Genomic DNA, 14,611 nt, shown 5'->3' on the forward strand with positions numbered 1-14,611 from the left:
TTGCTTACATAGATTGTATTTTAAGTCCTTGGTTTGCTATGGGTGATTTATGCCTGATCTAGGGATCGATCTAGAACCCACTGAACCAATGTTCGCACCGCAAATCCGGTGCCGCCGGGGTTATTGTAACCGTCTTCTTTGTCTGTCCAAACCGGGCCAGCCACATCTAGGTGGGCCCAGGGGGTTGAATCAATAAATTGCTTCAGAAAGAGGGCGGCGGTAATGGCTCCCCCCGGTCGGGGGCCGGTATTTTTCATGTCTGCGACAATGGATTTTAGACCGTCAAAGTATTTTTCCTCTAGGGGCATAGCCCAGAGCTTTTCCCCCGCGGTTGCGGCTGCATTGGTGAGTTGACTGGCTAATGCTTCATCGTTACTCCAAATTCCGGCGATGGTTTCACCAAGGGCAACGATACAGGCTCCCGTCAAGGTGGCCAGATCCACGATGGCATCCACGGAGAGCTTTTCCGCATAGACGAGGGCATCGGCTAAGGTGAGGCGGCCCTCCGCATCGGTATTGTTGACTTCAATGGTTTTGCCGTTGGAGGCGGTGAGAATATCCCCAGGATGGAGCGCGTTGCCACTAATCATGTTTTCTGTGGCCGCAACAATAAAGTGAACTTCGACCTTGGGGTGGAGTTGGGCGATCGCCTGGGCTGCACCAAAGACCGCCGCCGCACCGGACATATCGGTTTTCATCATTTCAATGCCACTGCCGGCCCCTTTAATATTCAAACCACCGGAGTCAAAGGTGAGACCTTTACCGATAATGGCAATTTTTTTGCAGGCGGGGGTTGAGGGGCGATAGGTGAGATGGATAAATTTAGGGGGAATATCCGAGGCCTGGGCAACCCCTAAAAAAGCTCCCATCCCCAAGTCCCGACAGTCTGCTTCGTCTAAGATTTTCAGACCCATGCCGTAGGTAGCGGCTAGGTTTTGGGCCGTTTCGGCCAGGGTTAGGGAACTGACAATATTGGCGGGGGCATTCACCAGTTCTCGGGCAAGAATCACTCCCCTGGAAATAATATCCGCCTGGTTCAGGCTTGTTATTTGATGCTCCATCCCCATCAGTTGAACCGTTTGGGGATACTCGGCTAGTTTTGCTGCTTCGGGATCGGACTTAAAGCGATGATCCTGATGCAGGCCTAAATAAACCCCTTCGGCGATCGCCTGGGTGGTTTGTGACGGGGACTGCCACTGGGGGAAATGGAGGGCCAGGGTGTTCACTTTTTCCCGGCGGGCTGAACGGGCTACCGCTGCCGCTGTCCGTCGTAGGATTTCTCCGTCTAACTGATCGGCTTCGCCCAGACCAATGAGCATGAGTTTGCGGATGGGGGAATGGGGTGCGAGGCGCACGATCAAGGATGTGCCGGTTTTCCCTTGAAAATCTGCCTCTTGAATGACATCTTGAAGGGTTCCCCCCAGTCGTTGATCCAAACTAGCGTAGGCATTGTCCAAAATGATGGTCTGATCACTTTGGCAAAAACCAATGGCCATTAAGTCCCCTGACCATGCACTGAGGGAAGTTCCATTCGTCTCGATTTTCATAGGGTATTGCTGTCCTCGATCGCCCCCACAAGGGTATGGCTAAAATGCTACAGATGTTATTATGCCTAAAAGTGTTGAGTTTAGATCAAAACATTTCTGGAGGATATCGATGGTTAGCCCAGGATTCTCCTAACCTGGCAACTCCCTATCCCGGCGGCCATTGCAGCGATCGCCCTCCGAGAATATGCAAATGCAAGTGATCCACCGATTGACCTGCATCTTGACCATTATTAATCACGACCCGATAGCCCTGGGTTAGCCCCACCTGCTCCGCTACCCGCTTCACCGTCAATAATAAATGCCCTAAAACCCGATGATCCTCAGGAACCGCAGCACTTAGCTGGGGAATGGGTTGCTTGGGGATCACGAGAATATGCACCGGAGCCTGGGGATTTACGTCCTTGAAGGCTAGGGCTAAATCATCTTCGTAGACAATATCAGCGGGAATCTCGCGGCGGATGATTTTGGCAAAAATCGTGTCATTTTCTGAAGGCATCATCATTACGGAACCAATTTTTTAGCAGGGCTGTATGACCCTTGCACTGGGTTCCAATATACCATGGAGGAAATCGTCAGTTTTTCGATAAGGAAAAAGAATCATGGTGATCCCGATAGCGGGAGGTGGGAAATAGTGCTGGATCAGGTGTTGGAATTGTCTCCGGTTTGGGGATTAGATACCCTACTGTTACTGGTCATTTTAATCAGTTTGGAGGCGGTTCTCTCTGCGGATAATGCCATTGCTTTAGCGGCCCTCGTTCAAGGAATTGAAGATGCCAAGCAACAGCGGCAGGCCCTAAATTTTGGCCTGGCGATCGCCTATTTCTTTCGGATTGGTTTAATTTTGGCTGCCACCTGGGTTGTTAATTTTTGGCAATTTGAACTGGCCGGGGCCTGTTATCTACTGTGGTTGGCCATTAAATACTTTAGTTCCAACAAGGATGCCGCTGAACATCACCACGCTCAGACTTTTACTTCGTTTTGGCAGGCCATCCCCCTACTGGTCTTAGCGGATCTAGCGTTTTCCCTCGATAGTGTGACAACGGCGATCGCCCTGTCCGATGAACGCTGGTTGATTTTACTCGGGGGCACCATTGGGGTGATCACGCTGCGATTTATGGCGGGGTTATTTATCCGCTGGTTAACCGAATTTCCGCGCCTAGAAGATGCGGGCTATCTCACCGTTACCCTGGTGGGACTACGGCTATTGTTGCGGGTGATTAACTCTGAGCTAGTGCCACCGGAATGGATCATGATTAGTCTCATTGCCCTTTGTTTCGTCTGGGGATTTTCACGGCGGCAGTTACCCGAACAGATCGAGCCATCCCCACCGCCGTCACCGGAAGCAGAACCCCTATCGAGTTCCCCTACATCTCATAAATCCAAGGAGTAAGACGGGGTTCCCAAACGACCAACTCCTGGGTTTGGAACCAGAGAGCAATTTCCCGTTCCGCCGTTTCTGGGCCATCGGAGCCGTGGATAATATTGCGGCCCACATCAATGCCAAAGTCTCCCCGCAGCGTCCCTGGCTCGGAATTTAGGGGATTGGTCGCACCAATGAGTTTTCGGCAGGCAGCTACGACACCGCGGCCTTCCCAAACCATGGCAACCACCGGCCCCGAGGTAATGAAATTCACTAGCCCAGGGAAAAAGGGCTTATCTTTATGTTCGCCGTAATGGGTTTCCGCGAGTTCACGGGTGACTCGCATCAGCTTTAGTCCCACGAGGGAATAGCCTTTATGCTCCAAGCGTTGAATGATCGTCCCCACCAACCCCCGCTGTACTCCGTCTGGCTTGATGGCTAGAAATGTTCGTTCCACGCATTGCCTCCCAGGCTTGCTTTACAGATAAATTTTAGACCCGATTGGGGAACACCTGGAGGTCAATTCCAAGATTTTACCCTGGACAACTTTGCCAAACACCGCACGGGAAGGTGAAAATAGGATGGCAAGCGCACCGCCCTGATCTAGGTTTATGCCCGTTTCTCCTTCGCCGACATTTGATCTGAGTGCCCAACACCAATTTCGACAGCAGTTGGTTGCGGGATTAACCCAGGCCCGTAATCAGGGGTGCTTATTTTTAAGTATCAGTCGTGACCTGCCCCCCATTGATCCGCTCCTTGCCCTAGCGGGATTATCTGACTGTGGGATGGATCCGCAGGCGGATTACTTTTATCTGGAGCAGCCGGGTACGGGGATGGCGATCGCCGCCTTGGGGGCATTACGCACCTATACCGCCGAAGGTTGCCAACGCTTTCAGGATGTGCGCCATTTTTGCCAGACCACGTTTGCCCAAATATTTTGCCTAGATGGGGGCCACCCCCGTATTTTTTGCCATTTTACGTTTCACGATCGCCCCACGGGCCACCAAGGAACCAGTGCCAGCCGGGCAATTTTACCCCAGTGGCAGATTCATCAGCGCGATCAGCAGGTGCAACTTACCCTTAATTGTGATGTTTTACTGGAGCCTGGGGAGATCGATCGCCTCTGTGGGCAATGGCAGCGGATATGGGAACATCTGCAAACGTTGCCCCCAACCTTTGACATCGAGTCGGTGATGGTTCCCACCATTTCGTTGCCTAATCTCACGGTTCAGCATCAGGGGTTTGTTCGTGGTGTCCATACCGCCCTGAAGGTGTTGCAAACGGGGGAGATGGAAAAATTAGTTTTGGCCTGTGCTGCGGATATTACTGCTCCTCGTCCCTTTTCCTGGGAAGCGACTCTGCAAAATCTTCGCCACCACTACCCCAACTGCTATTTGTTTAGTGTGCGCTGCGATGGTGGCTCTACGTTTGTGGGAGCTAGTCCTGAACGTTTGGTGAGTCTGGAGCAGGGGGTGTTAACGGCCGATGCCTTGGCCGGTTCAAGTCCTAGGGGGGGCGATCGCCACCAGGATCAAGCCCTCACCACCGCCCTGTATCACAGCGAAAAAGACCGCCACGAACATCAGGTGATTGTTCAGTTTCTCAGCCATACCTTGAAAAATTTGGGTTTGTTGATTCCACCCCCAGGGGAACCCCAAGTGCTCAAGTTGGCCAATATCCAACACCTGCAAACCCTGATCCGGGCCACTCCCCATCCGGCGGTACATCTCCTGGATATTTTGGCCGCTCTGCATCCCACGCCAGCGGTGGCCGGTTATCCACGGGCGATCGCCTACGAATGGATGCGCCAACTGGAAACCTTTGAGCGGGGAATGTATGCCGCCCCCCTAGGTTGGGTGGATTGCAACGGTGAAGGAGAATTTATTGTCGGTATTCGTTCTGCCCTATTACAGGGAACCATGGCACGGCTCTATGCAGGGGCGGGAATTGTGCGCGGATCAGACCCGGAACGGGAATGGCAGGAGGTGCTTTTGAAGTTACAGGCCCTTGTTTCGGCGATCGCCTAATAAAATTGATACTGTATTCCAGAAAATAATTATGGCATCCTCAGCCGGTTATCCCTTAAACCATGACCCATAAAGACCAATCCAGAGGGCGATCGACCTTCCCAGGCATTGGCTTATCGTCGTCACCTTCCTGCCCTAGGGGCCATTTAGATATATTTTTCTGTTATTCCATCGTATTAACTTGCAAAATAGACGAGAGCAAGGTATAATTCCAAAAAAAAAAGGGACAATAGCATAATGATGAATATTGACTCAATCGAATTTCTGGAAAAACTAAAAGAGAAGTTGACTGAACGCCATGAAAACGAATTTACGTTTTTAATTCTTGGAAAGACAGGTGTAGGTAAATCTAGCACGATTAATAGTCTAATGGGGCAAAATATTGCTCCTGTAGGAGATTTCGAGCCTACAACAATGACGGTTGAAAAATATACTACTGAAATGTCAGGAATAAATTGCAATATTATCGACACCCCAGGATTATGTGATGACTTACCTGAACATGGTAACGATGAAAAATATTTAGAGATGGTTAGAAGTAGTGTAAAGAAGGTTGATTCACTGTGGTTTGTAACTAAGTTGAAAGATAAAATAGGTTTTGCTGATAAGAGAGTAATACAATTGATTTCTAATGTTTTTGGACAAGACATTTGGAAGCAAGCTATTATAATCCTTACCTATTCTTGGGATGTATCAGATGAAGAAAAATTTAAGGAAGGATATAAAATAAGAACTCGACTCATAAAAGAAGAAGTAAAGAAATATACTAACGATGAAATTGCATCGGGTATACCATCGGTAGCTGTTGATAATACAAACACATTAACACCAGATGGAAAAAATTGGCTTGGCGAACTTTACACAGAAGTATTCTTGAGAATGTCTGAAAATGGAGCTATTCCTTTCTTGATGGCAACAGTGAATAGAATTAATCCTGTTGAGCCGTCTAAATCGGAAACAGTAAAATATATATACTTAGACAAAAATCAAGAAGAGAAAGTTAAGAAGAAATCCAAGAACCTTTTAGAACAGGTAGCAAAGTTCGCAGGAGTTATAATCAAGGGGTTTTTTGGTTTTTAATTCATGAAGCAATATTTAGTTATTGGTCGAACTGGTGCTGGTAAATCTAGCCTCATTAATCATGTTATTGGACAGAAGGTTACTGAAACCTCCGAGTATGTAGCTTGCACTCGTTTTGTCTCTCACTATATACTGAACACCCCTGAAAAAAATATCTGTTTGATTGATACTCCAGGTTTATGTGATGAGATCGATGAAAGTTATGATATTGCTTACTTGAATCAAATCATCTCCAAAGTAAACCTTAATCATCTCTATGGAACTCTTTATGTAACCCCACTTAATGATTATTTTCGATCAGATGATATGAGAGCCTTTCGCTTATTAGATTCGGAACTTGGCAGTCATATATGGGCGAATTGTAAGATCGTATTTACTTTTTCTATGTCCGTGCCAAGGGAAGAGCAGATAAATCAAGCCGATCGCCGAATTAAGCAAATAGAAAATTATTTTAGTGATGAGATTAAAAAATCTTGTTTTTTAGGTTTTAGCAATTATTTCCTCATTGACTGTGTAAAGGAACCTAGCAATAACACCCTATTAACAGCATTACTGAATGATGCTAGTGATAAAATTGACGACAAATATCTAGCGGAAATACATGGTACTGCATCTTATTTTTATAAGATGTCCGCAAAAATTAAGTTGTATCACTCAGATCATGGTGCAACCCTTGTAGATGCATCAATACTAGAAAGTAATTACATCAATACAATAAGTTCAATAAAAAGTGTTCAGTCTTCTTCTGATCTCACAAACTTAATTAAACAATTAGAGGCTTTGAAGATAAAGGTGAGTCGTTTTAATCATAGAAAAGAAAAGTATAGATGGTCAAATTCTCTAGAAAATGAGGTGATATCCAAGTTGAAAAATATTGCTAGAAGTATTAACGAAAAAACAAAAATCTAGTATCCATATAATCCTTTTAATCCTTTCCTGCAAGAACAATATCACGTTAAAGAACTCGGAATTTTCGGTTCCTTTGTGAGACAAGAACAAACAGAAGCCAGTGATGTAGATGTCCTCGTTGAATTTTCCCAGACTCCGAGCTTGTTGAAATTTATTAATTTAGAGAACTATCTCAGTGATAATCTTGGGGTCAAAGTTGATTTGGTTCATAAGGCAGGCTTAAAACCCCGGATTGGTGAACGGATTTTGGCCGAGGTTATTTATCTATGACTCAGCGGCAGATTCAGGATATTTTAGATGCTGTAGCCGATCTATTCTCAGTTTAACCTGCCATTATTATATAGGTTTATTTAGGGATGTTTAGTAGACATCAAATCTTGTCCGCGATTAGTGGGTATCCCTGGAAAATATGCCTGTTGATGCTAGCGATCGCCGCCTGTGCTCCAAATCATGTCCAGCAATGTCAGCAAATTGGCCAGGCAACCTATACCGTCATGGCAAGGGTAAAGGGGTTTATGACGATCAAGTTGGTGACGAATCCGCTTGTTTCGGCGATGCTGCCGGAATTGTATGGACAGTTGCCGGAGCCAGGGCACTTGGCAAGGTTGTGAAGGTTTTGGTTTGGGTGGGATAGCAAAAGTTTTCTATCATGCAACGAGGAGGTTAACGATCGGAGGTGAAGAATGGCCATCAAAACAGGTTTAGGAATCCCTGATCTCTTAGATGAGCAACGAGATGAAATCCTTAAAATTGCAGCTAAACATGGTGCTTATAATGTGCGAGTGTTTGGTTCTGTAGCACGGGGAGAAGCAGACGAAGAGAGTGATATTGATTTTCTGGTAGATTATTCCCTGGATCGCATTAGCCCTTGGTTTCCGGCGGGTTTGGTATTGGATTTAAAAAAGCTGCTGGGGCGTAAGGTGGATGTAGCAACCGAGGCTGCTCTAAAGGAACGAATCCGGGAGCAGGTCTTAACTGAGGCAGTTCCGCTATGAGGAGTGATACTGAACGATTAAGGGATATGTTAGAGGCGATCGCTCAGATTGAACGATATGCAACGCGAGGACAAGATACATTTAATCAGGATGAACTCTTGCAAGTTTGGATAATTCATCATCTGCAAATTGTCGGTGAAGCCGCTAGTAAATTATCAGAGTCTTTTCTCACACAGCACTTAGAAGCTCCTTGGCCTGCGATCGTAGAATTTAGAAATATTCTAGTTCACGAATACTTCAGAGTAAATTTACAGATTGTCTGGCAAATTGTGGAACAGGATTTACCTAATCTCAAAGCCATAATCACAGATATTTTGCATAATGATTCAAGCTAGCCTGATTAGGCATTAGTTGTTAATGTAAGACACCCAGGGTAAACGCATCAAAAACAGTCTAAACTGCAACTTTCTACTAGCAATTTCTGACAGTTAGTTACTATTGAACTGAAGAGTCACGCTAATGCGGCTTCTAACAACCTAGATGACATGGTTCCTCGTGATTTATCGAGATTTGTCGATTCAAAAATCCCTGTGTTTTATCGAACAGCCTGGAGACTTTATCATATTAGCTTGGGCTTTGATAAAGTATGAACTTTCTGACCGTTAACTAAATAGAAATAGAGTCATGAAAACATTAAGAGAAATAATGAACTGGCTAAAAAATCATAAACCTTTCCTGCAAGAACGTTATCACGTTAAAGAACTCGGAGTTTTCGGTTCCTATGTGAGACAAGAACAAACAGAAGCCAGTGATGTAGATGTCCTCGTTGAATTTTCCCAGACTCCGAGCTTGTTGAAATTTATTAATTTAGAGAACTATCTCAGTGATAATCTTGGGGTCAAAGTTGATTTGGTTCATAAGGCAGGCTTAAAACCCCGGATTGGTGAACGGATTTTGGCCGAGGTTATTTATCTATGACTCAGCGGCAGATTCAGGATATTTTAGATGCTGTAGCCGATCTATTCTCAGTTTAACCTGCCATTATTATATAGGTTTATTTAGGGATGTTTAGTAGACATAAAATCTTGTCCGCGATTAGTGAGTATCCCTGGAAAATAAGCCTGTTGATGCTAGCGATCGCCGCCTGTGGTTCAAATCATGTCCAGCAATGTGAGCAAATGGGCCGTGCAACTCAAGATGTCATGGCTGGTGTGAACGAAATTTACCAAGCTCATCTAGGTCAGCCTGTTTACAATCGAGCCATGGAAGAAAAGGTTGCTGCCGCGTGGGCACAGGGGGCTGATATTCTGGAAGCTGTTCAGGTTTCCGATCGCCAACTCCAGGCCATTCAAGCAGATTTAGTAACGGCCTACACAACCGCCGCCGATGTCACCGCAGAATTGGCAGACTATCTTCCAGCGACCGCAATCCTAAAACCAGAGCAGGAAAAAGCCTACACTAAGTATCAACATCGGGCCCAGTCTGGGGTTGCCACAGCTATTGCTGCCTTAAATCGATATTGTATTGCGGGCGATCGCCATTTTTAGGATGACGTTAGGCTACTGTAGCAAAAGAATTAGCCACAGTTTCAAATTCAAAAGCTGTGGCTATAGTGCGATGAAGATAGGAACTTATCGCTTGATGACATCATTGTTAAGAATCTTTGGCCAGTTGGCATTAGCCTTCACAATTTTGGTAGCCGTATCCTGTCGCCATTCATTCTGAGCCTGTGCACTGTAATTGAGGTAGAGCTTACCGTCACGGACTTCCCACGCAGTTGGCACAGTCGTTGCCAATACTCCACCTGCTGCTGCTTTAGCACAGTAGCCACCGTACTGAGGAGCATACTGTTCAGGGTTTTGGGCAAATAAGTCACGATGGGCAGCATTGGAAAAGAGCCAGCGTACACCATTCCAGGTATAGGAAAATTCTTGCTTACCCTCTACAAGGGCATTCTGAACAAAGTAAGCCACAACATCCTGGCCATCAAGTGCTATACCATTTTCGGTATAAACAGCAGGGTGACGAGTCGTCGCTACGCTTTGAGCTACAGTTTGTGACGTGTCAGATGCAGGTGTAGGAGTGGATGCACTTAGGCTATCACCCAAGCCCACCGTGAGCAAACTCGTGAGAAATAGCGTTGCTAGATACTTAACATTCATAATTTTTATCATCCATGTTAGTGGGTATTCCGTTATCCTGCCTAGAGTTTTGAACCCATAGCAGAATCTACTAGATATACGGAAACTACTCAGGATTGGATTGAAGGTTGCCAGAGCTAGGTCAATCTTGGCAGGGCTGAACTGAGCGTCAAGCAATTACCTGTACTCGACCTCGAAATCGCTCAACACTGTTTTGATAATTTTCTTTGGAAAACTAAAACTGCTACCTGGAATTTGGTGTGGCAGTCATAGGATTACTCCTGAGCCAAATCCCATGGATGTCCTACTTAACGAGCTAGAGTTAGTCAAGTATCTTACATTTTTAATTTTTCTAGTTTTAATCATTCTAGCAAGTCTAAACTATGCAACGTTTTACTAAGGAACCCATCCCGCCCATCCTGCCCATGCCGTTTCCAAGGGCGATCGCCCATTCTTGCTGTTTGCTGGTGGTTGGAAGCCTTTCTATTCTCTTGGCTAGTTGTGGGCAAAGCTTACAGGAGCAATGTGCAGCCGTGATCGACACCGTTCAGGCAAGCCAGAGTCAACAGATATTAGGAACCCAAACCCGCGCTACCACCTTGGAAAATGCCCAAATTTACCAGACCTTGGCTGAAGATCTCCAGGCCCTAGAGCTTCAGGATCAAACCCTAGGGGAGCATCGACAGGTTATGGCCGCCGCCTACGAGCATTTAGCCACGGTGATGGAGGATCGGGCAGAATTGATGGATACCGAAGGTACCCTCACCTATCGTCAAGGCGATACCAGTATGGAGCAAATCATTGAGAATCTCCAGGCCGCTGAACAGCAAGCCTACAAGGATCTGCAAACGCTCAGTCAGGCCTATGCTAATTACTGCCTTGAAAACCGTTGATATGCTCCACAATTCCAACGGGTTGAGTTTTAGGCTTAAAATTTTTGATCGTTTTTCATAGGGCTAAGGTAGACTGCTAATTCGGCTCAATCCGCAGGAGTTGACCATTATTGCGGCTATCCGTTAAAACGTAGAGAAAATCATCGGGGCCTTGGCGTACATCCCGCACCCGTTGCCCTATGGGTATAGAGGTTTCCCGCAAAACTTGTCCCTGATCATCCAGTTCAATGCGATGAACCTCCTGGGAAACTAATCCCCCCGCAAAGAGATTGCCCTGCCATCCCCCATGGCGATCGCCCCGGTATAGGGCCAATCCTGAGGGAGCAATGGCGGGAGTCCAAACCACTAAGGGGTCTACCATGCCTGGTTGAGACGTTTCCGTGGAAATAATCGCCCCTGAATAATCCCGGCTGTGGGTGACAACGGGCCAACCATAATTTTTACCCGGCTCAATTAAATTAAGTTCATCCCCCCCCAGGGCCCCATGCTCCGTAGACCATACCCGATCTGTCAGCGGATCGTAGGCTAGTCCTTGACTATTGCGATGGCCATAACTCCACAGTGCCCCATCCCTATCCCCTCGCCCCACAAAGGGGTTATCTACGGGTATGGAGCCATCCCCATTGATCCGTAAAATTTTGCCGAGATGACTTCGCCGATCTTGGGCCTGTTCGCGAATTAACGCCCCTGCCAACTGTAGGGGAGCATTGCCCCCATCCCCCACGGACACGAGTAGGGTTTCATCGGGCAACCACAGTAAGCGAGAACCAAAGTGCTGCCCTCCGGGTTTAGCGGGGGATACCTCAAAAATGACCTGCCAATCCTCTAGGGACTGCTCCTGAAGGCGGGCCCGGGCTACGGTGGTTCGATTTGCCGCTGCTGTTCCCTGGGCATAGGTAACGTAAACCCACTGATTTTCGTCAAAGCGAGGATGCAGGGCAATGTCTAACAAACCACCCTGACCCAACGCCAACAAATTGGGAATATCGGGAATACCAGCAATGGGTTCGGGTTGCAGTTCTCCGTCTTGAACTAGGCGTAATCGGCCGGGCCGCTCCGTAATCAGGATGTCCCCGTTGGGTAGCCAGGCCATGGCCCAGGGATGTTCCAGTCCTTGGGCGATCGCCACCAGTTCCCATCCCGGCTCTGGCTGGACAGACATCGTTGACATTGATTCATTACTAGGAGAATCAACATCCGGGGCTTGGCCATTACTCGAACCAACCCCACAACCCAGCAAGCAGGTGGTGATTAAAACGGCAAGGGCAATCGACCAACGCACCATAGACAGAGATAGATTCCGTTATTGATTAACGGATGTACTCTTTGAGGACACTATTCCGGTTGGGATGACGCAGTTTCCGCAACGCCTTGGCCTCTATTTGCCGAATCCGTTCCCGGGTGACATTGAACAGTTGCCCAATCTCTTCTAGGGTTTTCATGCGGCCATCATCCAAGCCATAGCGCAGCTTTAATACATCCCGCTCCCGGGGGCTGAGGGTGCAAAGGACGGTTTCCAGGTCTTCCCGCAGCAAATGTTTGGACACTTGATCTTCGGGGGTCTCGCCATCGGATTCAATAAAATCCCCCAGGCGCGAATCTTCTTCTTTACCAATGGGGGTTTCTAGGGAGATGGGCAGTTGGGCGGACTTGGCAATGAACCGAAGTTTCTCAATCGTCATTTCCATGCGATCTGCAATTTCTTCTTCGGTTGGTTTGCGGCCCATTTCCTGGGAGAGGAGTTTTGTGGTCTTTTTAATCCGAGAAATGGTTTCGTAGAGGTGCACGGGCAAACGAATGGTTCGCGATTGATCGGCGATCGCCCGGGTAATGGCCTGACGAATCCACCAGGTAGCATAGGTGGAAAATTTATAGCCTTTCTCGTGATCAAACTTTTCGGCAGCGCGAATGAGGCCGAGACTCCCCTCTTGAATCAGATCCTGAAACGAGAGGCCCCGGTTCATGTATTTCTTTGCAATGGACACCACCAACCGCAGATTGGACTGCACCATCTTTTCCTTGGCTTTGCGACCCACAAACAGGCGATGGCGAAAGGCGGGGAGGGATAACTCCAGTTCTTCGGCCCAACGGCTGGGATGACGCTCTAAATCCTCTGGGTCACAGTCGAGATCCTCACTGAGGCGATCGCGAACCCGTTCCAATTCCAGTAAGTCGGCAATTTTCCGAGCCAATTCAATTTCTTCATCCGCCCGCAACAGCCGAATCCGACCAATTTCCTGCAAGTACAGTCGGATTGAATCTTCGGTGTAGTGTTTTTTCTTGGCTTGGGTGCGACGGCGACCGGCTCGAGGTTTACCTGTCTTAGCATCTAGATCGGCATCGTCAAAGTCCTCTGCTTCCTCATCGTCGGTTTCTGCCTCTACAGTGCCTAAGCCATATTCCGGCAATAAAACAACATCATCAATATTGTTGGCTGCCTGTTCATAAACTTCGAGTACGTTCGCCTGAGTCATGCCGTTTTCCTCATAATCTCCCTAAGTTCCAATTGCAAATTTGTTCAGCCTGATTGCTGTAGATGATTGACTGACGAATATTGATGACTTGCATCCTGGGGGGTGTTGACCCACGCACAGGCTCGGCGATCGTCAGATCGAATTCTACAGAGTTCTGATAACTAATTTAAGCTAAAGCCTAGTTGATTGTAGCCTTTCTAACAAAACTTGCCCATGAATATGGGGATCTTTTTTTACCTGCATCCTTACCCTATGCACATTTTGTCAACAATTACTAACAATTGCGCAATAAGTCGTTACAATTGTGGCTGCTGATAGCCATAGAAGTCAATGCGATAGTCCACAATTTTGACCCCCGTTTCCGCCTCAATCTTGGCGATCAAATCTGCTGGAAGTTGAACATGGACATCCAGAATCTTTTCGGTATCTAGGCAATTTACATGGCTATGACTATCGCTAATATTGCCATAGAGGCGGCCGTCGGCCCGTTCCACACATTCAATGATGCCCTGCTCAGAAAGTGCGTCAAGGTTTTGGTAAACGGAGGTGTGGCCAATATCCTTGCCCTCTTGGTTAAGGCGATCGTAGATTTGGCGGGCGGATAAATGATCCTCTGTCTGCCACAGTAATTCTAGAATCGCCCGTCGTTGACGACTTAGACGCATTCCCATTCGCTGGCATTGCTCTAAGGCATCGGCTAGGGAGCGGATGGGGGAAAAATTGGTGTCAGAAGATGAACTTAACACAAGGCTGGCCTTCGGTATTCGACGTTTTGAATGATTGATATGGTATTGATATTATTAAGTAAGATTAAATCTCATTTACTTTCTAGTACTTTCCTTGTTCTTATATCATAGGGCCGATTTTAGATCATTGGCAGGGGGACACTCATTGGTGGGGAAACATTGGTAGGGAAACAAGGTAGCTACTGATTAATCCTCACTACCTTTGTCTGTCGGTTGCCAGAGTAAATAAAATCCCAACAAGGCAAATCCCACCGCCGCGATCGCCTTTATAAAGAGGACGGGTAGGAGTTCAGCAGCCCCATTGCCCAGGAGAACCCCCAAGAAACTGGTAAAGACCAGGCCAGCGGCAACGCCCAAGAAGGCAATGCGGGGCGATCGGGCATTTCCCCCCAAGGTAATGGCGGCCAGTTGACTTTTATCGCCTAACTCCGAGAGAAAGACCACTAGAAAACTTACACCCAGGAGTTGCCAGTCCATCCGAGATTTCTCCGTTCTTACG

19 protein-coding genes are annotated in these 14,611 nt (G+C 47.3%); 11 read left to right on the forward strand and 8 right to left on the reverse strand.

The features are described 5' to 3' along the window. Positions 1-47: 47 nt before the first annotated feature. A complete protein-coding gene (locus L3556_RS11095) occupies positions 48-1,547 on the reverse strand; it encodes a leucyl aminopeptidase (RefSeq protein WP_422110764.1) in 1,500 nt (499 codons plus the stop codon). A 145-nt stretch (positions 1,548-1,692) separates the two neighbouring features. Then, entirely contained in the window at positions 1,693-2,043 is a 351-nt protein-coding gene (locus tag L3556_RS11100; protein WP_277867647.1) for a histidine triad nucleotide-binding protein, read from the reverse strand. Positions 2,044-2,178: 135 nt separating this feature from the next. On the opposite strand from L3556_RS11100, the gene L3556_RS11105 reads away from it, so the two are divergent. Continuing rightward, a complete protein-coding gene (locus L3556_RS11105; RefSeq protein ID WP_277867336.1) occupies positions 2,179-2,937 on the forward strand; it encodes a TerC family protein in 759 nt (252 codons plus the stop codon). Here the strand turns inward: L3556_RS11105 and ndk are convergent. Further along, the gene (gene ndk, locus L3556_RS11110) at positions 2,912-3,364 is read right to left on the reverse strand and encodes a nucleoside-diphosphate kinase (RefSeq protein ID WP_277867337.1); all 453 of its coding nucleotides are present in this window, start codon (positions 3,362-3,364) and stop codon (positions 2,912-2,914) included. The genes L3556_RS11105 and ndk overlap by 26 nt on opposite strands. 154 nt (positions 3,365-3,518) lie before the next feature. Between ndk and L3556_RS11115 the strand changes: the two genes are divergently transcribed. The 9 genes from L3556_RS11115 to L3556_RS11155 all read left to right on the forward strand — a co-directional run bounded on the left by L3556_RS11115 (position 3,519) and on the right by L3556_RS11155 (position 9,405). After that, a complete protein-coding gene (locus L3556_RS11115; protein ID WP_277867338.1) occupies positions 3,519-4,934 on the forward strand; it encodes an isochorismate synthase in 1,416 nt (471 codons plus the stop codon). A gap of 237 nt (positions 4,935-5,171) precedes the next feature. Next, positions 5,172-6,014: a GTPase gene (locus tag L3556_RS11120; protein ID WP_277867339.1), complete on the forward strand. Its 843-nt coding sequence runs from the start codon at positions 5,172-5,174 to the stop codon at positions 6,012-6,014. A 3-nt stretch (positions 6,015-6,017) separates the two neighbouring features. Continuing rightward, positions 6,018-6,923: a GTPase gene (locus L3556_RS11125; protein WP_277867340.1), complete on the forward strand. Its 906-nt coding sequence runs from the start codon at positions 6,018-6,020 to the stop codon at positions 6,921-6,923. A gap of 27 nt (positions 6,924-6,950) precedes the next feature. After that, complete coding sequence (locus tag L3556_RS11130; protein WP_277867648.1) at positions 6,951-7,193, forward strand: nucleotidyltransferase family protein; 243 nt, start codon at positions 6,951-6,953, stop codon at positions 7,191-7,193. A 107-nt stretch (positions 7,194-7,300) separates the two neighbouring features. Then, entirely contained in the window at positions 7,301-7,534 is a 234-nt protein-coding gene (locus L3556_RS11135) for a hypothetical protein (protein WP_277867341.1), read from the forward strand. A 72-nt stretch (positions 7,535-7,606) separates the two neighbouring features. Beyond that, on the forward strand, positions 7,607-7,918 hold the full coding sequence (locus tag L3556_RS11140; RefSeq protein ID WP_277867342.1) for a nucleotidyltransferase family protein: 312 nt from the start codon (positions 7,607-7,609) through the stop codon (positions 7,916-7,918). Between the two features lie 26 nt (positions 7,919-7,944). Then, a complete protein-coding gene (locus tag L3556_RS11145) occupies positions 7,945-8,253 on the forward strand; it encodes a HepT-like ribonuclease domain-containing protein (RefSeq protein ID WP_277867343.1) in 309 nt (102 codons plus the stop codon). A 310-nt stretch (positions 8,254-8,563) separates the two neighbouring features. After that, positions 8,564-8,836: a nucleotidyltransferase family protein gene (locus L3556_RS11150; RefSeq protein ID WP_277867344.1), complete on the forward strand. Its 273-nt coding sequence runs from the start codon at positions 8,564-8,566 to the stop codon at positions 8,834-8,836. Between the two features lie 107 nt (positions 8,837-8,943). Then, on the forward strand, positions 8,944-9,405 hold the full coding sequence (locus L3556_RS11155) for a hypothetical protein (protein ID WP_277867345.1): 462 nt from the start codon (positions 8,944-8,946) through the stop codon (positions 9,403-9,405). Positions 9,406-9,489: 84 nt separating this feature from the next. On the opposite strand, the gene L3556_RS11160 is transcribed toward L3556_RS11155, so the two are convergent. Next, positions 9,490-10,032, reverse strand: a complete 543-nt coding sequence (locus L3556_RS11160; RefSeq protein WP_338405740.1) for a YHS domain-containing (seleno)protein — start codon at positions 10,030-10,032, stop codon at positions 9,490-9,492. A 350-nt stretch (positions 10,033-10,382) separates the two neighbouring features. Between L3556_RS11160 and L3556_RS11165 the strand changes: the two genes are divergently transcribed. Continuing rightward, positions 10,383-10,892, forward strand: coding sequence for a hypothetical protein (locus tag L3556_RS11165; protein ID WP_277867347.1), 510 nt, complete (start codon positions 10,383-10,385; stop codon positions 10,890-10,892). A gap of 76 nt (positions 10,893-10,968) precedes the next feature. Here the strand turns inward: L3556_RS11165 and L3556_RS11170 are convergent, their stop codons facing one another. From L3556_RS11170 to L3556_RS11185, 4 genes are all read right to left on the reverse strand, one after another. Beyond that, on the reverse strand, positions 10,969-12,177 hold the full coding sequence (locus L3556_RS11170; protein WP_277867348.1) for a PQQ-dependent sugar dehydrogenase: 1,209 nt from the start codon (positions 12,175-12,177) through the stop codon (positions 10,969-10,971). Between the two features lie 25 nt (positions 12,178-12,202). Then, on the reverse strand, positions 12,203-13,366 hold the full coding sequence (rpoD, locus tag L3556_RS11175; protein ID WP_277867349.1) for an RNA polymerase sigma factor RpoD: 1,164 nt from the start codon (positions 13,364-13,366) through the stop codon (positions 12,203-12,205). A 296-nt stretch (positions 13,367-13,662) separates the two neighbouring features. Further along, entirely contained in the window at positions 13,663-14,031 is a 369-nt protein-coding gene (locus L3556_RS11180; protein WP_277867649.1) for a Fur family transcriptional regulator, read from the reverse strand. 267 nt (positions 14,032-14,298) lie between these two features. Next, entirely contained in the window at positions 14,299-14,589 is a 291-nt protein-coding gene (locus tag L3556_RS11185) for a TMEM165/GDT1 family protein (RefSeq protein WP_277867350.1), read from the reverse strand. Positions 14,590-14,611 lie beyond the last annotated feature (22 nt).

The sequence above is a fragment of the Candidatus Synechococcus calcipolaris G9 genome, assembly GCF_029582805.1.
In the GTDB taxonomy this organism is placed as follows: domain Bacteria; phylum Cyanobacteriota; class Cyanobacteriia; order Thermosynechococcales; family Thermosynechococcaceae; genus Synechococcus_F; species Synechococcus_F calcipolaris.

What these genes read in the sequence shown, in the direction of transcription:
- L3556_RS11095 (WP_422110764.1), bottom strand. Translation starts at nt 1,547, where the DNA reads ATGAAAATCGAGACGAATGGAACTTCCCTCAGTGCATGGTCAGGGGAC.
- L3556_RS11100 (WP_277867647.1), bottom strand. Translation starts at nt 2,043, where the DNA reads ATGCCTTCAGAAAATGACACGATTTTTGCCAAAATCATCCGCCGCGAG.
- L3556_RS11115 (WP_277867338.1), top strand. Translation starts at nt 3,519, where the DNA reads ATGCCCGTTTCTCCTTCGCCGACATTTGATCTGAGTGCCCAACACCAA.
- L3556_RS11120 (WP_277867339.1), top strand. Translation starts at nt 5,172, where the DNA reads ATGATGAATATTGACTCAATCGAATTTCTGGAAAAACTAAAAGAGAAG.
- L3556_RS11125 (WP_277867340.1), top strand. Translation starts at nt 6,018, where the DNA reads ATGAAGCAATATTTAGTTATTGGTCGAACTGGTGCTGGTAAATCTAGC.
- L3556_RS11140 (WP_277867342.1), top strand. Translation starts at nt 7,607, where the DNA reads ATGGCCATCAAAACAGGTTTAGGAATCCCTGATCTCTTAGATGAGCAA.
- L3556_RS11145 (WP_277867343.1), top strand. Translation starts at nt 7,945, where the DNA reads ATGTTAGAGGCGATCGCTCAGATTGAACGATATGCAACGCGAGGACAA.
- L3556_RS11150 (WP_277867344.1), top strand. Translation starts at nt 8,564, where the DNA reads ATGAACTGGCTAAAAAATCATAAACCTTTCCTGCAAGAACGTTATCAC.
- L3556_RS11160 (WP_338405740.1), bottom strand. Translation starts at nt 10,032, where the DNA reads ATGATAAAAATTATGAATGTTAAGTATCTAGCAACGCTATTTCTCACG.
- L3556_RS11165 (WP_277867347.1), top strand. Translation starts at nt 10,383, where the DNA reads ATGCAACGTTTTACTAAGGAACCCATCCCGCCCATCCTGCCCATGCCG.
- L3556_RS11170 (WP_277867348.1), bottom strand. Translation starts at nt 12,177, where the DNA reads ATGGTGCGTTGGTCGATTGCCCTTGCCGTTTTAATCACCACCTGCTTG.
- rpoD (WP_277867349.1), bottom strand. Translation starts at nt 13,366, where the DNA reads ATGACTCAGGCGAACGTACTCGAAGTTTATGAACAGGCAGCCAACAAT.
- L3556_RS11180 (WP_277867649.1), bottom strand. Translation starts at nt 14,031, where the DNA reads ATGCGTCTAAGTCGTCAACGACGGGCGATTCTAGAATTACTGTGGCAG.
- L3556_RS11185 (WP_277867350.1), bottom strand. Translation starts at nt 14,589, where the DNA reads ATGGACTGGCAACTCCTGGGTGTAAGTTTTCTAGTGGTCTTTCTCTCG.